The organism is Sinomicrobium oceani (genome assembly GCF_900119185.1).
GTDB classification, from domain to species: domain Bacteria; phylum Bacteroidota; class Bacteroidia; order Flavobacteriales; family Flavobacteriaceae; genus Sinomicrobium; species Sinomicrobium oceani.
This window is the reverse complement of the sequence record NZ_FPJE01000027.1, coordinates 33,243-56,108: the sequence shown is the minus strand read 5'-3', so window position 1 is coordinate 56,108 and position 22,866 is coordinate 33,243. Positions and strand designations below refer to the sequence as shown.

At 45.6% G+C, this 22,866-nt stretch carries 14 protein-coding genes; 12 read left to right on the top strand and 2 right to left on the bottom strand.

The features are described from left to right. The first annotated feature begins 1 nt into the window (after nt 1). From BT112_RS18295 to rocD, 3 genes are all read left to right on the top strand, one after another. The gene (locus BT112_RS18295) at nt 2-955 is read left to right on the top strand and encodes a helix-turn-helix transcriptional regulator (RefSeq protein ID WP_072318910.1); all 954 of its coding nucleotides are present in this window, start codon (nt 2-4) and stop codon (nt 953-955) included. An 86-nt stretch (nt 956-1,041) separates the two neighbouring features. Further along, on the top strand, nt 1,042-1,191 hold the full coding sequence (locus BT112_RS21910; protein ID WP_175545822.1) for a hypothetical protein: 150 nt from the start codon (nt 1,042-1,044) through the stop codon (nt 1,189-1,191). A gap of 161 nt (nt 1,192-1,352) precedes the next feature. Beyond that, on the top strand, nt 1,353-2,594 hold the full coding sequence (gene rocD / locus BT112_RS18290) for an ornithine--oxo-acid transaminase (RefSeq protein ID WP_072318909.1): 1,242 nt from the start codon (nt 1,353-1,355) through the stop codon (nt 2,592-2,594). 343 nt (nt 2,595-2,937) lie between these two features. Here the strand turns inward: rocD and nhaA are convergent, their stop codons facing one another. After that, a complete protein-coding gene (gene nhaA, locus BT112_RS18285; RefSeq protein ID WP_072318908.1) occupies nt 2,938-4,260 on the bottom strand; it encodes a Na+/H+ antiporter NhaA in 1,323 nt (440 codons plus the stop codon). A 471-nt stretch (nt 4,261-4,731) separates the two neighbouring features. Here nhaA and BT112_RS18280 point away from each other — a divergent pair, with 471 nt between their 5' ends. From BT112_RS18280 to BT112_RS18240, 9 genes are all read left to right on the top strand, one after another. Next, nucleotides 4,732-6,366, top strand: a complete 1,635-nt coding sequence (locus tag BT112_RS18280) for a CTP synthase (RefSeq protein ID WP_072318907.1) — start codon at nt 4,732-4,734, stop codon at nt 6,364-6,366. Nucleotides 6,367-6,469: 103 nt separating this feature from the next. Then, the gene (gene yidC, locus BT112_RS18275; protein WP_072318906.1) at nt 6,470-8,338 is read left to right on the top strand and encodes a membrane protein insertase YidC; all 1,869 of its coding nucleotides are present in this window, start codon (nt 6,470-6,472) and stop codon (nt 8,336-8,338) included. A gap of 120 nt (nt 8,339-8,458) precedes the next feature. Continuing rightward, nucleotides 8,459-9,649: a tRNA 2-thiouridine(34) synthase MnmA gene (gene mnmA, locus BT112_RS18270; RefSeq protein WP_072318905.1), complete on the top strand. Its 1,191-nt coding sequence runs from the start codon at nt 8,459-8,461 to the stop codon at nt 9,647-9,649. A gap of 48 nt (nt 9,650-9,697) precedes the next feature. Further along, entirely contained in the window at nt 9,698-10,642 is a 945-nt protein-coding gene (locus BT112_RS18265) for an NAD(P)H-dependent flavin oxidoreductase (protein WP_072318904.1), read from the top strand. 356 nt (nt 10,643-10,998) lie between these two features. After that, on the top strand, nt 10,999-14,037 hold the full coding sequence (locus tag BT112_RS18260) for a SusC/RagA family TonB-linked outer membrane protein (protein ID WP_139276307.1): 3,039 nt from the start codon (nt 10,999-11,001) through the stop codon (nt 14,035-14,037). An 18-nt stretch (nt 14,038-14,055) separates the two neighbouring features. After that, on the top strand, nt 14,056-15,567 hold the full coding sequence (locus BT112_RS18255; RefSeq protein ID WP_083564989.1) for a RagB/SusD family nutrient uptake outer membrane protein: 1,512 nt from the start codon (nt 14,056-14,058) through the stop codon (nt 15,565-15,567). A 265-nt stretch (nt 15,568-15,832) separates the two neighbouring features. Then, the gene (locus BT112_RS18250) at nt 15,833-17,455 is read left to right on the top strand and encodes a GH35 family beta-galactosidase (RefSeq protein ID WP_072318903.1); all 1,623 of its coding nucleotides are present in this window, start codon (nt 15,833-15,835) and stop codon (nt 17,453-17,455) included. 41 nt (nt 17,456-17,496) lie between these two features. After that, a complete protein-coding gene (locus BT112_RS18245) occupies nt 17,497-20,382 on the top strand; it encodes a glycosyl hydrolase 115 family protein (protein ID WP_083564988.1) in 2,886 nt (961 codons plus the stop codon). A gap of 30 nt (nt 20,383-20,412) precedes the next feature. Beyond that, on the top strand, nt 20,413-21,534 hold the full coding sequence (locus BT112_RS18240; protein WP_072318902.1) for a glycoside hydrolase family 43 protein: 1,122 nt from the start codon (nt 20,413-20,415) through the stop codon (nt 21,532-21,534). 87 nt (nt 21,535-21,621) lie between these two features. On the opposite strand, the gene uxuA is transcribed toward BT112_RS18240, so the two are convergent. Then, entirely contained in the window at nt 21,622-22,791 is a 1,170-nt protein-coding gene (gene uxuA, locus BT112_RS18235; protein WP_072318920.1) for a mannonate dehydratase, read from the bottom strand. Between the last annotated feature and the right edge of the window lie 75 nt (nt 22,792-22,866).

The window sequence follows — 22,866 nt, the reverse complement described above, 5'->3', positions numbered from 1 at the left end:
TATGAACCGTTTTGACCGGATTACCGCTATCCTTATCCAACTTCAGTCCAAAAGAGTAGTCCGTGCCCAGGATCTTGCAGCGCGTTTTGAAGTGAGTTTGAGAACAGTCTACAGGGATATCCGTACCCTGGAAGAAGCCGGAGTGCCGCTTTACGGAGAAGCCGGAATAGGGTATTCTATAGTAGACGGATACCGTTTGCCTCCGGTAATGTTCAGTAAGGAAGAAGCCATGGCTTTTGTAACGGCTGAAAAACTGATGGAAAGACTTACGGACAAGGCGATAAAACAGCACTTCGAATCTGCGATGTATAAGGTGAAATCCGTACTTCGGGGGTCGGAAAAGGACTTTGTCGAAGAGCTTTCGTCCCATATCCACGTAAGAGATACCCGGGCATTATCAGAGGGTATATCGGGGAATACGCTGGAGGTGCTCTTCAGGGGGATTTCGGGCAAAAAGGTGGTAAAAATGAGCTACAAGGCCCTTGGGCGGGAGACAAAAACCGAACGCTTCATTGAGCCTATAGGGGTCTACTACGAAAATGATCATTGGTACACTATAGGATATTGCCATCTGAGAGAAGATTACCGCAATTTTCGTGCGGACCGTATCTATCACATCGAACTAACCGAAAAAGACCGCCTGGAAGACCGCCCCACATTGAATGAGTATCGTGAGCTTTGGGAAGCGGATAAAAAAAGCGATTCGTTGCAAAAGGTGGTGATCCGTGTGGATAAGAAAACTGCTGTTTATTTACAGGAACGAAAAAAAAACTTTGGTTTTATTTCCGAGGCGGAAAAAGAAGATGCGATAGAGATGACCTTCCTTACCACCCATCTCGAGCAAGGTTTTGCCCGTTGGTACCTTATGTTTGCCGATTGTGCGGAAATCGTGGAGCCGGAATACCTGAAAGATCATATAAAAAAACTGCTGGAAGATATGCTCCGGAAGATATGATTTTTTGATCGTGATGTATAAGCTGCTGACAAAGGGTTGTCACAGGTCGATTTTACCTTTGTGCCTGACTTCTAAACATAGATAAAATGAAAGCACAAATCAACACCAAAGAAACACAGACCACGGCTCCTGCAGGGAATGCCGCTCTCAAAAATGCAACCGACAAAAAGTACGTGCCAAACCATCTGGCATCCCGTATTTCCGAACTTTCCGTCTTCAGTCTGTTATGGGGGTAAGCCTGGATACCATCATTGGTGAAGACCATGTAACACATCTATAATTTGCGGGAGATATGTTAGTGTAATCGTCTAACTTTTCCTAATTTGCATCTTCATTGGATGATTTCTCTCCTCTAAAGAAGGAATGGTAAAGTTTCATTTCATAAAATTAATTAATAATGAGTATTACAGAACAGCTAACTTCGCAGGATGCTATTCAACTGGAGAACGATTACGGGGCACATAACTATCACCCGTTGCCGGTTGTTCTTAGTAAAGGAGAAGGAGTGTATGTATGGGATGTGGAAGGAAAGCGGTATTATGACTTTTTGTCTGCATACTCTGCGGTAAACCAGGGACATTGCCACCCGAGAATAGTAGATGCGCTTATAGCACAATCGCGAAAAATAACCCTTACCTCGCGGGCTTTTTATAATGATATGCTCGGACGGTTCGAAAAATATGTGACAGAATACTTTGGTTACGATAAGGTCTTACCCATGAATACCGGCGCGGAAGCCGTAGAGACCGCGATAAAAATATGTCGTAAATGGGCTTATGAGAAAAAGGGAGTAGCCGAAGAAGAAGCTAAAATCATTGTTTGTGAGAACAATTTTCACGGCAGAACCACAACTATTATATCCTTTTCCAATGATGAGGGGGCGCGTAAAAATTTCGGGCCTTATACTCCGGGTTTCCTGAAGATACCTTATGATGACACCGAAGCCCTGGAAGAGGTGCTGAAAACAGAAAAGAATATAGCAGGTTTCCTGGTGGAGCCTATACAGGGTGAAGCCGGAGTCTATGTGCCTTCCGAGGGATATCTCAAAAAGGCAGCAGCACTTTGTAAAGCCCATAACGTACTTTTTATTGCGGATGAAATCCAGACAGGTATTGCGCGGACGGGAAAATTACTTGCTGTTCAGCACGAAGGGGTCCGTCCGGATATGCTGGTGCTGGGAAAAGCCATTTCCGGCGGAACCTATCCGGTGTCTGCAGTATTGGCTGATGATACGGTTATGGAAGTGATCAGGCCGGGACAACACGGTTCCACTTTCGGTGGTAATCCCGTGGCGGCAGCCGTGGCCATGGAAAGCCTGGAAGTAGTAAAAGATGAAAAACTGGCGGAAAATGCGGCAGCACTCGGAGAACTCTTCCGTAAAGAGCTGAATACGTACATCACAAAATCGGAAGTGGTAAAACTCGTTCGGGGAAAAGGACTACTCAATGCTATAGTGATCAACGATTCCGAAGACGGGGATACGGCCTGGAATATCTGTGTGGCCCTCAAAGAGAACGGATTGCTGGCCAAGCCTACTCATGGGAATATTATCCGGTTCGCTCCTCCGTTGGTTATAAACGAAGAACAATTAAGAGATTGTGTGCGGATCATTACCGAAACCCTGAAGGAATTCGAATAGCGGATCGGACATACAAGATAAACGGGAGGGGGCGTCTTTTAGGCAGTCCCCTTGTTTTTGTAAGGTGATGAGCTTTTGTAAATGCAACAGAACGAAAAGGGCATAGCCAAAAACCTGGTAAAGTGGTGTTGGCTTGCTGACTATCACTGTTCAGAACGCTGTGGTTGCCTTATATATAAAATTGTTGAAATGAGATTATTGATAAATATCTTAAATAGTATTCACATTATGTTATTCTTAAGTGCTGCAGATTCCGAAGCAGCGTACAGGTATATTTCATAAAAAAGACCACTCAAACTTTCTGAGCGGTCTTTTTTATGTTTTTGGAATGTGATATAGCCTGTTATGTGTTTTGTTTAATGCCTTTCAGGATAAAGTATCCCAGAGTACCGCCTATCATAGATGCTGCAAAGATTCCCATTTTGGCTTCAAGGATATACTCTTCGGCGTTGGTTTTAAAGGCCAGTTCCGTGATAAATAGCGACATGGTAAAACCAATACTGGCCAGCAGGGCTACGCCGTAGATATGTTTCCAGGTGAGGTCCGATGGGAGCGAGGCTATCTTTAATTTGGTCATGAGTTTGGTGAATGCAACGACACCGATAAACTTACCGACGACGAGGCCTAAAATAATACCGATACTCACACTACTTGTAATATTACTCCAGAAATCCCCCGAAAATGTTACTCCGGCATTGGCCAGTGCAAAAACGGGCATCACGAAAAAGCTTACCAGGGAATGCATAGAGTGCTCGAGGCGTTGCAGCGGGGTAAGTGCTGCTTTGGAGTATATACGTACCTGCTCCAGTACATGCTGTTGTTGCGGGGTTTTCAGCCTTGTGGTCCGCACTTCGAGGTTGTCGTATTCATCTATAAAACCTCTGAGTTTTTCTACGTATTTTTTATCCCGAACTTTAGTTCTGGCCGGAATGGTGAACGCGGCCAGCACGCCGGCGATGGTGGCATGTACCCCCGAAAACAGGAATGCCATCCACAATCCTCCGATACCTATGATGCCGTAAAAAACGGGTGCCCGTACGCCGAGCCGGTTAGCAGCAAGAAGGATCAGCAGGAAAATTCCGCCTGCGATAAGACTATTAGTGTCGATGTCGGATGTGTAAAACAGGGCGATAACCAGTACGGCTCCAAGATCATCTGCGATGGCCAGGGCCGTGAGAAATACTTTTAAAGATACGGGAACCTTGTCGCCAAGGAGGTATAGAATACCCAGTGCAAAAGCGATATCGGTGGCCATCGGGATTCCCCAGCCTCCTACAGCGTTGGAATCATGGTTGAAAATAAGGTATATAGCGGCCGGAAAGATCATTCCGCCTAACGCGGCCATTAGCGGTAATATCGCTTTTTTGGGCCGGGAGAGTTCTCCGGCAATCATTTCCCGTTTCAACTCCAGTCCCACCACGAAGAAGAAAATAGCCATCAGCCCGTCATTAACCCAGTGGTGAAGGTTGTTACTAACGACAAAAGAATCGAATTTTATGGCAAATTCGTGTTGCCAGAAATGATGGTAAGCTTCTTTTAAAGGAGAGTTGGCAAGTATTAATGCAACGACAGCAGATAAGAACAATACGACACCACCGGTCGTAGACTTGTTGATAAACCTGCTCATGGGGTCAATTAGTATCTTGTCAATAGGAGTTTTTTTCATATAAAAGTTTAAAATAAATTTTGTGCCCGCTTTGTCTGTATAACATATAGTTATTGGAAGCTAATATAGGATTTATGCCCTATTTATTCAACAAATATTGAAAAAATCGGTAAAAATGACAAAGCTTTATAGTCTCCGGAACTATAAAATTCTAAGATTCAAACAGTACAATAAATCAGCGGTTCAGGTAGGTTTTAAGTGATATTTTCCTTCTGGTATCAGCTTAACATGTATTTCCTTTTATAGCTGTAGGAAAAGAAGGTTTAAATGGATAGGGTGCCGGCCGTGATATCTCATTAAAAGAATGGAGATTAAGACATGATACAGACGATTTCTGATCGAACCTGCCGAAAGTTTTAAGGTAATGGTAAGGAGATAAATCTTATGTGTTATTATCCTTGTATGGTATGCATAGTTCTTTGTATTTTTGGCGCGTCAAAAAACAACAATACAACAAACGGTTTAAATAACATGGCAGACACCAAGTATATCTTTGTAACGGGAGGGGTAACCTCTTCACTGGGAAAGGGAATTATCGCGGCTTCACTGGCTAAATTATTACAGGCCAGGGGGTACAAGGTGACGATCCAGAAGCTGGACCCTTATATAAATGTAGATCCCGGTACACTGAATCCTTATGAACACGGAGAATGCTATGTAACGGATGACGGAGCGGAAACAGACCTGGACCTGGGGCATTACGAACGTTTTCTCAACGTAAATACGTCTCAGGCCAATAACGTTACTACCGGTCGTATTTACCAGAGCGTTATCGAAAAGGAACGAAGAGGCGAGTTCCTGGGGAAAACCGTACAGGTGGTCCCGCATATTACCAATGAGATTAAAGAACGTATTCAGATTCTGGGTAAGTCCGGGGAATACGATATCGTAATTACCGAAATAGGAGGAACCGTAGGAGATATTGAATCCTTGCCTTATATCGAATCTGTACGGCAACTGATGTGGGAATTGGGAGATAACAATGGTATTGTAGTGCACCTTACACTTGTGCCGTATCTTTCTGCTGCCGGCGAACTGAAAACCAAACCTACGCAGCACTCTGTAAAAACACTGATGGAGAGCGGAATAAAGGCCGATATCCTGGTTTGCCGTACGGAGCATGATCTGTCGGATGACCTGAGAGAGAAGCTCGCCCTGTTCTGTAATGTCCGCAGAGAAGCTGTGATACAGTCGATCGATGCATCAACCATCTATGACGTGCCCAAGCTGATGCTGGCCGAAGGATTGGATAAAGTAGCATTGAAAAAGCTGAACCTTCCCGAAAAAAATCATCCCGATCTTGTAAAGTGGGACGCTTTTCTGGAACGCCATAAAAATCCGAAACATGAAGTAACTATAGGTCTTGTCGGTAAATATGTAGAATTGCAGGATTCCTATAAATCGATCCTCGAAGCATTTATCCATGCCGGTGCGGAAAATGAAGTCCGGGTGAATATAGAAACTGTTCATTCCGAATATATCGATGAGGCTACGATAAAAAATAAAATATCTCATCTGGACGGTATTCTGGTGGCTCCCGGTTTTGGGGAACGCGGTATCGAAGGGAAGATAAATACGGTGAAGTATGCCAGGGAACACCATATTCCGTTCCTGGGGATTTGTCTGGGGATGCAGATGGCCGTGATCGAATTTGCGCGTAATGTACTCGGACTGAAAGATGCCAATTCTACGGAAATGGTAGCAGATACGCCCTATCCGGTGATCGATCTCATGGAAGAGCAGAAGGAGGTTACCCACAAAGGCGGGACGATGCGTCTGGGAGCCTGGGAATGTGTACTGAAAGAACAGAGCCTCGCGCGTGAGATCTACGGAACAGCGACCATTATGGAAAGGCACAGACACCGTTATGAGTTTAATGATAAATACAAAGAGCAGATAGAAGCTGCCGGCTTGAAAGCAACCGGGTATAACCCGGATACCAAACTGGTAGAGATCGTCGAATTACCGGGGCACCCCTGGTTTGTAGGGGTGCAGTACCATCCCGAATATAAAAGTACGGTAGCCAATCCGCACCCGCTTTTTGTAGCATTTGTTGAAGCAGCGCTCAGGCACAAGAAAGAAAAAAACAATGCCACTTTGGCATAATAAGTCGTTTTGGGGATATTTTTGCGTCTGCATTTGCGCAGAGATGCCATCATGCCCCGGTTTTTTTAATGACGCTGCGTAATATTAATTTATAAAAGACTACATGGAAGAGAAGAAGTTGGATACCAGTTCCATTATCGGGTTTGTTCTGATAGGAGCTATTTTGATCTGGGTTATGTATAATAACCGTCCCTCGGAAGAGGAGATGAAAGCCCGGAAAGCCCAGGAAGAACAAGTGCAGAAGGCAAAAGAAAAGGAAGAGGAGGAAAAACTTGCCGACTATAATACCGGAAAACAGAACCCGGCAGATTCTACCGCAATGGCGAATTACGCTAAAACGCTCGGAGCATTCGGATACTCTGCAACCCTCTCCTCCGCAAAAGAAGGAGTGACCGTACTGGAAAATGATGTGGCTTATTTCGAGATCAGCAATAAAGGAGGGCAGATCGTTGAAGCGAGGCTAAAAGAATTCAATACCTACGATTCTGTTCCCGTATATCTTATCAAAGACGGAAATGCCGCCTTTAACCTGGCACTTTCCACTTCGGACAACCGTAGCCTGAATACTCAGGATATGTATTTCGAGCCTTCGTTGTCTCAGGACGGAAAGGTGCTTTCCATGAAGTTAAAAGCTTCCGAAAATCAATTTCTGGAATACAGGTATGCGCTGAAGCCCGGAGATTACATGGTTGACTTCGCGGTCCGTTCCCAGGGGCTCAATATGTTACTCAACAGTTCACAGCCGGTACGTATGAACTGGAAACTCCGTGGAATACGGCACTCCAAAAGCATCACCTATGAGAACAGGTATACCAGACTTACTTATCAGTACAGGAACGGAGACAAAATATCCAAACTCAGTCCGGGAAGCGATGATGACGACATCGAAGAGAATGTAACCTGGATATCTTTCCGTCAGCATTTCTTCAGTTCTATACTGGTGGCCGATAAACCTTTTGCCAAAGCAGAACTTTCTTCGGAAAACCTGGTCGAAGAAGAGAGTAAGGAAGCCCGCTGGACCAAGGCGTACGCCGTAGCAGCCGATATGCCTTTGAGCGGAGGAGAGATCAATGAGAACATGTCCTGGTATTTTGGGCCTACGGATGTGAAAATACTAAGCAAATACGAAGGATTGAACCTGGACGATTCCATTCCTTTCGGATGGGGTATATTCGGGTGGATCAACAAATATATCTTTACCCCTTTATACAACTTTTTGAGTTCTTTCCTGCCATACGGAGTAGCTATTATAGTGATGACCATTCTTGTGCGATTATTGCTGTCGCCGGTTACCTATAAGTCTTACCTCTCCCAGGCGAAAATGAAGGTGCTTCGTCCGGAAATTGCCGAGGTCAATGAAAAGTACAAGGACGACGCGATGAAGAAGCAACAGGAGACCATGAAGATATACAATAAGGCAGGAGTGAGTCCGCTGAGCGGCTGTATCCCGGCATTGTTACAGTTGCCGATATTTTATGCGCTGTTCATGTTTTTCCCGACAGCTTTCGCATTGCGACAAAAAAGCTTTTTATGGGCAGACGATCTGTCTTCTTACGATACTATAGCGGAATTGCCGTTTAAGATACCGTTCTACGGAGATCATGTCAGCTTGTTCCCTATACTGGCTTCCATAGCAATACTCATCTATATGACGATGACCACAGGGCAAAGTATGCAAATGCAGCAGCAACCCGGTATGCCGAACATGAAATTTATCATGTACCTGTCGCCGTTGTTTATGCTGATATTCTTTAATAATTATGCCAGTGGACTGAGTTTGTATTATTTCGTATCTAACCTGATCACCATATTTATTATGCTTGCCATTAAGCATTTTATTATAGATGAGCAGAAGATACACGCCAAGATACAGGAACAGAAGAAAAAGCCGAAGAAGATGAACCGTTTCCAGCGAAAGATGCAGGAAATGATGGAAGAAGCGCAGGCACAACAAAAAGGAAAAGGGAAATAGCAGAACGGTGTTTTCCGGAGTATAAAGTAGAGAGGCGCAATTTTCATTGCGTCTCTTTGTTTTTTGTAATTTTGCAGGGTAATAAACAAATGCTCTTGAACGGAGCGAAAGGAGTAAAAAATGAAACGAGTAGTTGTAGGGCTTTCCGGGGGAGTGGATTCCAGTGTGGCAGCATATCTCCTGAAAGAACAGGGATATGAAGTCATAGGCCTTTTTATGAAAAACTGGCTGGACGATTCCGTAACCATATCCAGGGAGTGTGAGTGGGTAGAAGACAGTAATGATGCCATGATGGTAGCGGAAAAGCTGGGGATCCCATTTCAAACCGTAGATTTGAGTGCTGAATATAAAGCACGTATAGTAGATTATATGTTCGGAGAATACGAGCGGGGCCGGACACCCAACCCGGATGTGCTTTGCAACCGCGAGATCAAGTTTGACGTATTCCTGAAAATTGCACTCGGATTGGGAGCGGATTATGTGGCTACCGGACATTATTGCCGTAAGGATGAGATTACGGGAGAAAACGGAGAGACGATTTATCGCTTACTGGCCGGTAAAGATGAGAATAAAGATCAGTCTTACTTTTTATGTCAGCTTTCGCAGGAGCAACTCTCCAGAACACTATTCCCTATCGGAGAACTCACCAAACCCGAAGTGCGGCAGATTGCGGCGGGGGAAGAACTGGTTACCGCGGGGAAAAAGGATTCGCAGGGGCTGTGTTTTGTAGGGAAAGTACGTTTGCCCGAATTCTTGCAACAAAAACTAAAACCCAAAGAAGGAGTCATCATAGAAGTTCCCGCTTCACATGCCGATTACGCAGGGGAAGTGCCTGCGTTCGGCAATATAGAGGAAGAACTGGCTTACCGATCCAGGAAAATACAATATACCAAAACAGATGGTGCTGTAGTGGGGAAACATCAGGGAGCCCATTATTTTACCAAAGGCCAGCGAAAGGGATTGAATGTAGGTGGAACGGAGGAGCCGTTATTTGTTATCGACACGGATGTAGCGGAAAACGTGATCTATACCGGGCAGGGTAAAAATCACCCCGGACTTTTCCGGAAAACACTGTTCGTCACCGATGATGAATTACATTGGGTACGTGAAGACCTGGCATTACCTTCGGACGGCGTTATGAAAGTGGAAGCACGCATACGTTACCGTCAACCTTTACAACAGGCGAGATTGTATAAAGTAGAAGGCGGAATGTATGTGGATTTCGCAGAAGCACAGAGTGCTATTACCGAAGGCCAGTTTGTAGCCTGGTATATCAAGGACGAACTGGTGGGCTCAGGAGTGATATCCTGAGATCTATGTATACGAATAAAGGCCACCGCGGCCCCGAACCTATAAGATATGGAAAACAGGATTACGGATTTGTTCCGGATAAAATACCCCATAATCCAGGCCGGAATGATATGGGCAAGCGGCTGGCGACTGGCATCTGCTGCCAGTAACTCCGGAATCCTCGGACTGCTGGGGGCAGGCTCCATGTATCCGGAAGTATTGCGTGAGCACATACGTAAATGCAAACAGGCGACGCAAGCGCCTTTCGGGGTTAATGTTCCTATGTTGTATCCGGATATCGATAAGGTCATGAAGATTATTGTTGAGGAAGGTGTGAAAATCGTCTTTACCTCGGCCGGAAACCCGAAAACCTGGACTTCCTATCTCAAAAATCATGGAATTACGGTAGTCCACGTGGTAAGTAGTGTGAAATTTGCCATCAAAGCGCAGGAAGCAGGGGTAGATGCCGTAGTAGCGGAAGGATTTGAAGCCGGTGGGCACAACGGGCGTGAAGAAACCACAACGTTTACCCTGATTCCTATGGTCAGGGAAAAACTTTCCATACCTCTCATCGCAGCAGGAGGAATTGCGACAGGAAGAGGAATGCTTGCGGCTATGGTACTGGGAGCAGACGGCGTACAGATCGGCAGTCGTTTTGTAGCAAGTGAAGAAGCGTCTTCACACCTGCTTTTCAAACAAAAGGTGGTGGAAGCACAGGAAGGAGATACTCAACTGACACTAAAGGAACTGGCTCCCGTGCGGCTGTTGAAAAATAAATTCTTTGATCAGGTACAGGAACTCTATAAGCAATCCCCGTCTTCCGAAGCACTCAGAAATCTGCTGGGTAGGGGAAGAGCAAAAAAAGGGATGTTCGAAGGTAATATGGATGAAGGGGAACTGGAAATCGGTCAGATCTCCGGACTGATTCACGATATCAGACCCGTATCGGAAATTGTAGATAACATTATAAGTGAATACTCTGAAGTAAGTAAGTATGTATCCCGTATGATCTGATGTTTATTGTAAGTATTACTCAGCTGAAAAAATAAAAAAAGCGATCCCGGGACGGATCGCTTTTTTATACCCTGACTCCCTTCATTTTTTATTTCGAAGCACATTGTATCCAATTATTTTAATATATTTTGATAAATATTGGTTTTCTGATATTATAATTTTTCTCTTAAAGTTGTCGTGCACATATAGTATTTTGATAAATATTTAGCTGTTTTATTATCTATTAATGCGTAGAAATCGATTGTGTGGATGAATTATTTATGTATATTTACATCATATATTCATGTTGACTATAAGCAAAAGTGTGTTAAAGGAGTCTTCATGATATATGCTTTTTCTAAACTCAATCATTTATTATGTACTTACAAAATTCAGAAAATCAGCGTAAAGTGCGACAGGTGATGCTCGGTCTTGTATTACTCCTTTTCGGGAGTTTTTCATACGGACAGCATATCACGGTGTCAGGAATGGTTTCTGATGCTAATGGTCCTTTGCCGGGAGCAAGTATCATAGTTCAGGGAACCTCAAACGGAACTACTACAGATTTTGACGGGAAGTATTCGCTTGGCGATGTTCCCTCGGATGCTGTCCTGGAAATTAGTTATATCGGATATAAGAAAGTCAGGGTGCCTGTCGATGGCCGTGCTACGGTCAACGCTACACTCGAAGAAGACCTGGCACAACTCGATGAAGTGGTCGTCGTGGGTTACGGTACACAGTCCAGAAGAGTGGTTACCGGAGCTATTGAGTCTATAGATTCGGAGGCCATGGCCAGTATACCTGTTACCACATCGGAGCAGGCCCTGCAGGGAAGGGCTTCGGGGGTGTCTGTGATTAACAGCGGTTCTCCGGGACAGCCACCTGTTGTCCGGATACGGGGATTGGGAACCATGAACAACAACGACCCGTTGTATGTCATCGATGGAGTGATCGGAGGTAGGCTTGCAGACATCGATCCGCAGGATATAGCGTCTATCGAAGTGCTTAAGGATGCATCGACCACGGCCATTTACGGGTCGAAAGGATCGAACGGGGTGGTTATGGTTACGACGAAAAAAGGAAGACAGGGCAAATTATCGCTCTCCATAGACAGTTACGTGGGGACCCAGTTTGTAACCAAGAGACTGGGCCTGATGAATACCAATCAGTACACTCAGTTTGCAGAAGCATTCGGGCTTCCCCAGCGTCTTACCGATCCGCAATATGCCGATATGCTCAACAGGAATACCGATTGGCAGGATGCTATCTTCCAGTCGGGATTAATGCAGAAACACAATTTTGCAATTTCCGGCGGAGATGAAAACAGCGATTTCAGAATTTCGGCAGGACTTATCGATCAGGACGGGATTCTGAGGAATACCGGCTTTAAAAGACATAATTTTCGGGCGAACAGCAATTTTACTTTCGGTAAGCTGAAAATAGGAGAAACAGCCCAAATCGTTTTCAATAATCAGAATCCCGAAAGTGATAGCGGCGGACGTTCTGTGATCCGGCATGCCATACGAATGGCTCCTTATCTGCCCATTTACAACCCGAATAATCCGGGAGGATTTCAAGGACCCAATTCTTCTGTAGACGGGCAGGATGCGGAGAACCCGGTAAGAGTACTCGAGTTACCACAACGGGAAAACCGTTCCGTTAATATTATCGGAGGTTTGTATGCCCAGTACGAAATACTCGATGGGCTGGTCTTTAAAACGCAAGCCGGATTGGATTACCGGACTTTTAATAACAATACATTTGTGCCTTCCTTTAACGATGACAGTATGGGAGCCACACATACCCAGATCTTTGCCTCCATAGAAAAAAATTCAGGAACGTTTAAGTCCCTGGTTTATACCAACAGTCTGAATTATACGGCAACCTTTGCAGATAAACATAATCTGGAAGTGTTGGTACTGGCGGAAAAGCAAAAGATGAGATCTACCAATACCAATGCATACAGCAGAAATTATATCAGTAATGATGTGAATGAACTGACTAATACCGAATCCAACCTGAGATCTAATTCTCTGGAATATACCCGGATCGGTTATCTCGGACGTGTTAACTACAATTACGACGAAAAATATATCCTTGCAGCTTCCATCCGTCGCGATGGTTCTTCCCGTTTCGGTCCGAATAACCGATGGGGTAATTTCTACTCGCTTGCGGGGGGATGGCTGATCAGTGAAGAAAGTTTCTTTAACGTCCCGGCTATTAACAACCTTAAACTCCGGGGGAGTTGGGGGACCACCGGAAATGACAATATTGCCGATTATGTCTACAATTACACCATTATAGATAATTTTATTTATCCGATAAACGGATCGGCCGGTATAGGGGCTTCTCCTTCCGGGGTAGGCAACCCCGATGTAAAATGGGAGGAAACCACTATGACAAATATCGGTATCGACCTGGGGCTGTGGGATAATAAAGTGACATTGTCTGCAGAGTACTACAAGAATAAAAGTGATGACCTCCTCATGGACCGGCCTTTACCGCCTTCATTCGGAACCCACTCCGGGATTGTTACCGAAAACGTCGGTTCTGTAGAGACCAAAGGTTTTGAATTCAACCTGGGGTATAATGATTACGAAGGAGATTTTACATGGTCTGCCAATCTCAACCTCGGGACAAACACAAACAAAGCACTTTCCCTGGGAACCGTGGGAGAAATTACGGGAGCCAGCTTTGTGGCAGGAGTAAATGACAACCTTACCCGTGTAGCACCCGGAGAATCCCTGTTCCATTTTTTTGGTTTTCAGACCGATGGGATCTTTCAGAATCAGGCAGAAGTGGATGCCCATGCTACACAGGCCGGGGCGCAACCCGGAGATATACGTATGGTCGATCAAAACGGAGACGGGATTATTAACGATGAAGACCGTGTGAAAATCGGGAATCCGTTCCCGGATCTCACTTTTGGTCTTAATCTCAATGCGGCATACAAGAATTTCGACTTTAACGTATTTGTAAGCGGAACCGCCGGGAATGATGTATTTAACACCCTGCTTTTCGACACCGAAGGGATGCAGCGTTTATTTAATGCCAGTACCCGCGTACTCGACCGGTGGACCGGAGAGGGAACATCGAACAGTATTCCGAGAGCACAGGGAGCAACACTCAATACCCGGGCTTCCGATAGGTTTGTCGAAGACGGATCTTATGCCCGGCTAAGAAATATTACGATTGGTTATACCCTTCCCGAAGAAGTGTTTAACGGTACGTTCTCCAGGTTCAGGGTTTATCTGAGCGGACAAAACCTGATAACATTGGCCGGTTATTCCGGTTACGATCCGGAAGTAGGAGCCTATACGGTAAATGATGCAACTTCAAATTTTGAAGTAGGGATAGACCGTGGAAACTATCCGCAACCCAAGTCTCTGTTCCTTGGATTGCAAGTATCTTTTTAATGCCAAAAGAACAATATCATGGAAATTATAAGAAAATATAAAAACACTACGACAGTCCTTTTCTGTGCCTTGCTCATCGCTGTGGCTATGGGAGGGTGTAATACGGACGATCTTGAACTCACCGATCCCAACGGGGCCAATTCGCAGACCTTTCTGGAAAGTGAAACCCAGGTGATATCGGCAGTAAATGCTATTTATGCCAATTTGCAAACCCAGGGACTATGGGGAAGGCATATGTTTTTTATGATGGATAATCTCTCTCATGAAAATAGCGGAAATCCACAATTGGAGGCCGATAAGCAACAGTATCTCGCCTTTAGTTTTGATGCGAGTCACGGGGGTATCCGGGCCTATTGGGAAAGCTGTTTCCGTGGGATAAACAAGGCAAATTATATCATCTCCAATGAGCAGAAAATACGGGATATCTTTGGGATGTCCGACGAAGCCAAAAACAAGTTTATAGGGGAAGCCAGGTTCCTGCGTGGACTGTATTACTTTCTTTTGGTAACGAGATTCGGTGATGTCCCCATGATAACCGATGTTATTGTAGAGGACCAGGAAGGTTTCCCGAGAACGTCTTCCGAACAGATTTATGAAGAAGTCATCATTCCGGATCTGGAATTTGCCGCAGAAAATCTTTACAGCAATTTCAGTGAAAGACACGAATGGGGAAGGGCAACTTATGAAGCGGCTTATGCCCTCCTGGGAAAAGTACATCTGTACAGGGAAGATTACGGTCCGGCACGGGATGCGTTTAATGAAATCATCGGCGACTTTACGCTGGCAGCAAATTTCGGAGATAACTTCCTCGAAGAGACCGAGCACAACGACGAATCGATCTTTGAGATCGAATATGATGAAAGCCTTGGGGCAGGGAACCTTTGGGATTCCGATGTCACCGGAGCAGGGCAGAATGAAGCAACGCTCCGCGGACAGGAATACGGATGGAACGACTGGTTTAACGTGTATCCTTCCGATGATCTTCTGGATGAGTTCGAAGATGGAGATCCGCGCTATACCGCAAGTTTTTACTTCAACGGAGATTCTTTTAATAACGGAGAAGGAGAAGTGAATATTCCCCTGGAGCGAAGAGCCGCCTGGAGAAAGTATCAGAATTATTACAAGAGGGCTAATGAGAATATCAACTCCAGTATCAATTTCCGAGTGATACGCTATGCCGATGTCTTGCTGATGATGGCCGAGGCCGAAAATGCACTGGGCAATTCGGATGTGGCGATCGACTACCTCAATGAGGTGCGTGACCGGGTGAACATGCCCAACTACGGTACTCCGGCTATGGATAGTATATACCCGGTTTCCACCCCGGAAGAAGTATTTGCAGCTATCGTACACGAACGGAAAGTAGAACTTGCCGGGGAGCAGGTGCGTTTTCCTGACCTGGTACGATGGGGTATGGGAAATACCATTCCCAATTTTGTGGTCGGAAAGAGTGAAGTATATCCTATTCCGCTGGCAGAAATAGCGGCTAATAATAACATTTCCCAGTCCGATCAGAACAACGGGTACTAATCCCGCAGATCTCATACGGTACGCAATACCCCGAAATTAGCGCAGGCTGTTTTCGGGGTATTTTTTTTGAATCTTACTTCCGGATGTTGCGGTATTGTCTTAAAAACTACAGGGAATTTTGAAGATGAAAAAATATACCCTTAAAAATTATAGGTTCGATAGGTTTTTTAACAGAAAAGAAAACGCAACCGATTGCAAGCATGGAATATTTGTGTATATTTACATCATATATTCTTTTTGACTATAAGATTAAAGCCAAGAAGCTATGAATACATTATATCCATATTTTATCGCGCTGCTGTTCTTTGTAAATATTCCTGTTTTTGCCCAGGAATTTCCGGAATTGACCGCACGGGGAGAACGAAAAATACTGGTAGTCAAAGACCAGCCTTTTCTGATTTTGGGGGGCGAATTGGGAAACTCCAGTGCCTCCGATATGTGCTATATGGAAAACATCTGGCCCAAAATCAAAAAAATGAATCTGAATACACTTTTAACCCCGGTGTATTGGGAATTAACAGAACCTCAAGAAGGCAAGTTCAATTTTGAACTCATAGATAACCTGATCCGTGACGCAAGGAAACATGATGTCAAGCTGGTCTTACTTTGGTTTGGTAGCTGGAAGAACAGCATGTCTTGCTATGCTCCGGTCTGGGTCAAGAAAAATGCAAGGCGATTTCCGAGGGCTGCCAGTAAGGAGGGAGAAGGACAGGAAATACTCAGTCCTTTTGCCCGAGAGAACCTGGAGGCCGATAAAAAAGCATTTGTGGCATTGATGAACCACTTGCGGAAAACGGATGGAGGGGAACAAACGGTGATTATGGTTCAGGTAGAAAATGAAATAGGAATGTTGCCCGATGCCCGGGATCACAGTGCCGAAGCAAACCGGTTTTTTAAACAGGCAGTTCCGGACGAGCTCATTACCTATATGAAAAACAACCGGGATGAATTGGCTCCTTTCCTCAGGACACGTTGGGAATCTAACGGTTCGTCATGGAGAGGTAGCTGGGAAGAGATTTTCGGAAAGGGACTGGATACAGACGAAATTTTTATGGCGTGGTATTTCGCCAGATATGCAGATGAAGTAGCTAAAGCCGGGAAGGAAGCATACCCGCTTCCGATGTTTGTCAATGCAGCCCTGAACCGCCCGGGAGTAAGACCAGGAGATTATCCCAGTGGTGGGCCTTTACCTCATCTTATAGATATATGGAAAGCAGCGGCACCGCAAATCGATTTTCTTTCCCCGGATTTTTACAATCCCAGGTTTCGGTACTGGAATGATCTTTATACCCGTGAAGACAATCCCCTTTTTATACCCGAAATACGATTTGAACCATCGGTAGGGGCCAAAGCTTTTTATGCCATAGGGCATTATCATGCTATGGGATTTTCGCCCTTTTCCATAGAATCAACCGAGCATCCCGAAGAAGAGAACATAGGGAAAGTTTATGAGCTGCTCCGCCAGTTGTCTCCGGAAATTCAACAAAATGTGGGAAGCCGTGACATGAGAGGAGTCTGGTTGAGCAAAAGTGAGGCTGTCGATACCCTGCATTTTGGCGATTATACCCTGGTGGCAAAACACGATCATATTCTGGGTTGGTCACCAGAAGCCAAAGCAGAAGAATGGCCCGAGAGCGGGGCTTTGATTATCCGTAAAGGTCCTGGTAAATTCATTATCGCCGGAACAGGAGTTGTTGTTACTTTTCTCTCCCGGAGTAAAAATGCCCCTCAGGCCGGAATATCCAGAATAGATGAAGGAAAGTACGAAAATGGAAGTTGGAAGCCAGGCAGAAGAATGAATGGAGATCAAAGCCACCAGGGCAGACATTTGCGTATACCTGCCGGCCGTTACGATATACAGCAAGTGGAACTGTACAGCTATAAATAATCAGATTATAACGTATCTCAAAATAACCAAACCCTAACACCATGTCTGAGATCAACTTTAGAATATACGTATATATGCTTCCCGTAATAGTCCTGTGTTTTTTTACAGGGATATTACATGGGCAGTCTCTGGTGTCTGCAGAAGACAACGGAGATAAATTTCCCCTGGTCGGAGAGAAAGCCCTGCCTGTTTATATCGGTGCCGATGAAGATCCTGGAGTGGTCAGGGCCTTGAAAAACTTCGGAGAAGATGTATTTCGTGTTACCGGAAAATCACCTGAGATCTCCGAGATAACAGACAAATTGCCATCACGTGTTGTTCTTGCGGGAACTTTAGGAAATAATGCCTGGATCGATCGACTCGTAGCGGAAGGTAAACTCCGGGTCAATGATATTGCGGGACAATGGGAAACCTTTTTAATTCGGGTTGTAGACCACCCTTTCGAGGGAGTCGACCAGGCCCTGGTTATCACAGGGAGCGATAAGAGAGGTACGATCTTCGGGTTGTACGACCTCTCGGAGCAGATCGGTGTTTCGCCCTGGTATTGGTGGGCCGATGTACCTGTTCGTAAAAAACAGCATATTTATTTAGGGAAGGAACGGTACAGCCATGGAACTCCTGCAGTAAAGTATCGGGGTATATTTATTAATGATGAAGCTCCCGCGCTATCCGGTTGGGCCCATGAGAAATTCGGAGGGTTTAACCATAAGTTTTATGAAAAAGTCTTTGAGCTTATCCTAAGGCTCAAGGGAAATTTCCTGTGGCCTGCCATGTGGGGAAGAGCGTTTTATGATGACGATCCCCTGAATGCGACCCTGGCCGATGAATATGGTATCGTGGTGAGTACTTCTCATCATGAGCCTCTCATGCGTGCTCATGCAGAATGGAGCCGATACGGGAAAGGAGCCTGGAATTACGAGACCAACAAGGCTGCGCTACAGGACTTCTGGAAAGAAGGTATCGCAAGGATGGGTGCTAACGAAAGCATTGTAACCCTCGGGATGCGTGGAGATGGCGATGAGCCCATGAGCGAAGAAAATAATATAGCACTCCTGGAGAAAATCATAGACGATCAGCGAAAGATCATCAGTGATGTTACCGGAAAACCTGCGGAGGAAACCCTGCAGGTATGGACCTTATACAAGGAAGTTCAGGAGTATTATGACAAAGGTATGCGTGTGCCGGATGATGTCACCCTGTTTTTATGCGATGATAACTGGGGGAATGTCAGGAAACTGCCCGATCCTTATGCAGCCCCGCGCAAGGGCGGATACGGAATGTACTATCATTTTGATTATGTAGGTGGCCCCCGGAATTACAAATGGCTCAACACCAATCCGATCCCGAGAATATGGGAACAGATGAACCTGACCTATCGGCATGGTGTCGACAGGATATGGGTGGTCAACGTAGGGGACATCAAACCGATGGAACTTCCTGTGTCATTTTTTCTCGACTATGCCTGGTCGCCCGATAAATGGCCGGCCGAACGCATTGGAGAATATGTGGAATCCTGGAGCGAAAGGCAGTTTGGCCCCGAATACGCTGCGGAAATATCGGAATTGCTCTCTCTGTATACCAAATATAACAGCAGGAGAAAACCCGAACTACTGGACGCAGATACATACAGTCTGGTTGATTACCGGGAGGCCGAAAGGGTTGTGGAAGATTACAACAGGCTGGCCGAAAAGGCAGACCGTATTCATGAAGCACTGCCCGAATCATATAAAGATGCGTTTTATCAGTTGGTCGCATTTCCGGTGAAAGCCTGTGCCAATCTCAACGAACTATATGTAACGGTCGCAAAAAACAGGTGGTATGCAAAACAGGGCCGCGCGACGACCAATGCGATGGCGAAGCGCGCGAAAGTATTATATCGCAAAGATGAGGAGCTTACCGAGGCGTACCATACCATGGGAGATGGTAAGTGGAACCATATGATGAGCCAGACCCATATAGGATATACCTATTGGCAGCAACCCGAAAAGCAGTCCATGCCGAAGGTCGAAGAAATAAAACTGTCCCGGAAATCCGGACTCGGTGTCGCTGTCGAAGGTTCCTCTTCCTGGTGGCCGGAAGCCCGGAAAAAAGCGGTATCGCCGGAGATAACACCATACCAGACAGGAAGGCGCTATCTGGATATATTCAATCGCGGACAAAAGAAACTGAAATACAGCATTACAAGCAATGCCGCATGGTTAACGCTTTCCTCCACTGAAGGAGAAACTGAAGGTGAAGAAAGAATATGGCTGACCGTAGACTGGGATAAGATCCCTGCTGATGCCACCGGAACTTCCGTTGTCATCCGTTCCGGAAAGGAAAAGGTTGAGGTCGCTGTACCGGTTCGTACCTATTTCGGGCAAAACGTAAAGGGATTCATAGAACAAAACGGGTATATTGCTATGGAGGCTGCGCATTTCACAGCCAAAAAAGAACTGACCGGGATTCAATACGGTATTATACCCGATCTGGGGCGTACCGGTTCTGCCGTGACACTTTACCCGGTGATTCTCGATAGAGAAGTACTGAACAACGAAGGGCATGGGCTTGAATACAGGATTTACGTAAATACGCCGGGTACCATTAAAATTCATACTCTGGTTTCTCCTACACTCAATTATCAGAATTCCGAAGCCGGAAAACGTCTGGCGGTTTCTCTGGATGATGACCCTCCCGAGATTGTTTCTATGCATTCCGAAAATGATGGCAGGCAATGGGGAAAATGGGTTGCGGATAATATCAATACACTGGTCAGCGAACACCAGATAAAAACGCCCGGGGAGCATATACTGCGTGTTCGTATGCTCGATACGGGAATCGTATTGCAGAAGATTATCATTGATACCGGTGGACTAAAACCCAGTTATCTCGGTCCGGAAGAAAGCAGGTTTGTCATCGAAGAGCAGGAGGGCATACATGTAAAATAGTATAAAACCATATTCATAAATAAAACCAGTATGAAAAAAAAGCATGTTATAAAGGCGACATCAGTCTTATTTGCCGGGATGCTCGTCGTGTCGTGCGGAGAGGCACCGCAAAAAAAGCAGAAAACGGAAGATAAGCAGGTAGAAGAAACGCAACAGAAAAAGGAGTCTGAATTCCGGAATAAACCTCTGGTTACCGACATATACACAGCAGACCCTTCGGCTCATGTTTTTGAGAACAGGTTATATGTCTATCCTTCCCATGATGTTGACGCCGGGGTGAAAGAAGATGATTTCGGAGGGCATTTCGATATGAGGGATTATCACGTATTCTCCATGGATTCCGTCGGTGGAAAAGTAACGGACCATGGAGTAGCTTTAAGTGTAGATGACGTGCCGTGGGCGGCCAGGCAGTTATGGGCGCCGGATGCGGCGAAAAAAGGTGACTCGTATTACTTGTATTTCCCTGCCAAGGATAAAGATGGAGTGTTCCATATCGGGGTGGCTGTTGCCTCAAGGCCGGAAGGACCTTTTAAAGCAGAGAAATTGCCTATCAAAGGTAGCCTGAGTATCGACCCGGCAGTGTTTAAGGATGACGACGGAGCGTATTATATGTATCTCGGCGGAATATGGGGAGGGCAATTGCAAAACTGGAGGACAGGTGAATACGATCACCATACCAAAACCCCGTATGACAACGAACCTGCGGATGACGAACCTGCTATCGGGCCAAGGGTGGCTCGTATGAGCGATGATATGTTGCAGTTCGATGAAAAGCTCAAAGAGATCCGTATACTGGATAAGGAGGGAAACCCTATCCTCGCGGGAGATCATGACCGGCGCTTTTTTGAAGCGGCCTGGGTACATAAATATAAAGGGAAGTATTATTTTTCATATTCTACGGGAGATACACATTACATAGCGTATGCCACAGGAGATAGCCCTTACGGACCTTTTACTTACCAGGGGAATATTCTGAACCCGGTTGAGGGATGGACCAATCACCACTCTATTGCGGAGTTTAACGGGCAGTGGTACATCTTTTACCACGATACCGAATTATCCGGTAAAACACACCTGAGGAATATCAAAGTGAGTCCCCTGAAACATCGCGAAGACGGAACTATCGAAACGATCAGTACGGTGACAGAATAACCGGGATCAGGATTTTTCGGGTATTAAAAAGCCCCGGTACCGTTTTTTGAACATGGTACCGGGGCTTTGTATTTGATGTTATAAAAATTATACGTGCTGTTCCAGGGCATACACGATGCCTTGTTCCAGCCCCCGGATCTCAGCAAGTCCTTTGAGTCGTCCGATCAGGGAATAACCGGAATAGTGTTCTCTTCCCTCTTCCAGCGTGAAAAGAGCACCGTGGTCCGGCCTCATAGGGAGCGCCGTATTTCTGCTGTTCATCAACTGCAGTATCTTGTGGACTATGGTAGCCATAGGAGCATCACCGCCAAGGTGTTCTGCTTCCTTGAACACACCTTTGCGTTCTTTCTCCACACTCCTCAGGTGAAGGAAGTGAATACGGTCGCCATGTTTTTCCAGGATACGGACAAGGTTGTTATCCGGATTGGCCCCGAGAGACCCCGTGCAGAAACAAAGTCCGTTGGCATTCACCGGAACCGCTTCGAATATCCTATCGATGTCCTGTTCAGAGCACACGATACGGGGTAATCCCAATACGGAAAAAGGCGGATCATCCGGATGAATGGCCAGTTTCAGGCCCAACTCTTCCGCAACGGGAGCTACTTCACTCAAAAAGAGTTGCAGGTTTTCCCGTAGCCTGGTGTCGTCTATACCCTCATACTCTTTTAAGAGGCTCAGGACTTTCTCCGGAGTGAAATTTTCCTTACTTCCGGGAAGACCCAGCAGTACCGTATTGAATAACAATTGTTTATCTTCTTCCGAGAGTTTGTCGCCATAAGCGAGGGCACTTGCCATTTCCTCCCCGGTATAATCATTTTCTGCCCCGGGTCTTTTCAAAAGAGACAGGTCAAAGAACACAAATGCGTCTTTTTCAAAGCGTAGTGTTTTGGTGCCGTCTTCATTGACAAACATGGTGTTTGTTCTTACCCAGTCCAGAACAGGCATAAAGTTATAAGTGATAACCCGGAGTCCGCAGGAGGCGATATTTTTCAGGCTTTCCTTATAATTTTTTATATACAGTTCGTAGTTGCCGTTGCGGCGTTTGATGTCTTCATGGACGGGAAGACTTTCGATAACGGTCCAGTCGAGTCCTGCTTCCCGTATCTCAGCCAGTCTTTTACCGATTTCCGCCGTGGTCCATACCTCTCCTACCGGAATTTCATGCAGGGCTGTGACCACACCGCTTGCCCCCGACTGTCTTATTTCCTTCAGGCTTACGCCATCATGCGGTCCGTACCATCGCATGGTTTGCTGCATTCGTATCATGTTGTAATATATTTGGTATCTGCCGGAACCTTTCTTTTTTCTGCCGTTATTTCATGCACAGCAATT

Coding starts and splice junctions, on each gene's coding strand:
- nhaA (WP_072318908.1), bottom strand. CDS start 4,260: ATGAAAAAAACTCCTATTGACAAGATACTAATTGACCCCATGAGCAGG.
- BT112_RS18260 (WP_139276307.1), top strand. CDS start 10,999: ATGTACTTACAAAATTCAGAAAATCAGCGTAAAGTGCGACAGGTGATG.
- mnmA (WP_072318905.1), top strand. CDS start 8,459: ATGAAACGAGTAGTTGTAGGGCTTTCCGGGGGAGTGGATTCCAGTGTG.
- BT112_RS18295 (WP_072318910.1), top strand. CDS start 2: ATGAACCGTTTTGACCGGATTACCGCTATCCTTATCCAACTTCAGTCC.
- yidC (WP_072318906.1), top strand. CDS start 6,470: ATGGAAGAGAAGAAGTTGGATACCAGTTCCATTATCGGGTTTGTTCTG.
- BT112_RS18255 (WP_083564989.1), top strand. CDS start 14,056: ATGGAAATTATAAGAAAATATAAAAACACTACGACAGTCCTTTTCTGT.
- BT112_RS18240 (WP_072318902.1), top strand. CDS start 20,413: ATGAAAAAAAAGCATGTTATAAAGGCGACATCAGTCTTATTTGCCGGG.
- uxuA (WP_072318920.1), bottom strand. CDS start 22,791: ATGCAGCAAACCATGCGATGGTACGGACCGCATGATGGCGTAAGCCTG.
- BT112_RS21910 (WP_175545822.1), top strand. CDS start 1,042: ATGAAAGCACAAATCAACACCAAAGAAACACAGACCACGGCTCCTGCA.
- rocD (WP_072318909.1), top strand. CDS start 1,353: ATGAGTATTACAGAACAGCTAACTTCGCAGGATGCTATTCAACTGGAG.
- BT112_RS18265 (WP_072318904.1), top strand. CDS start 9,698: ATGGAAAACAGGATTACGGATTTGTTCCGGATAAAATACCCCATAATC.
- BT112_RS18280 (WP_072318907.1), top strand. CDS start 4,732: ATGGCAGACACCAAGTATATCTTTGTAACGGGAGGGGTAACCTCTTCA.
- BT112_RS18250 (WP_072318903.1), top strand. CDS start 15,833: ATGAATACATTATATCCATATTTTATCGCGCTGCTGTTCTTTGTAAAT.
- BT112_RS18245 (WP_083564988.1), top strand. CDS start 17,497: ATGTCTGAGATCAACTTTAGAATATACGTATATATGCTTCCCGTAATA.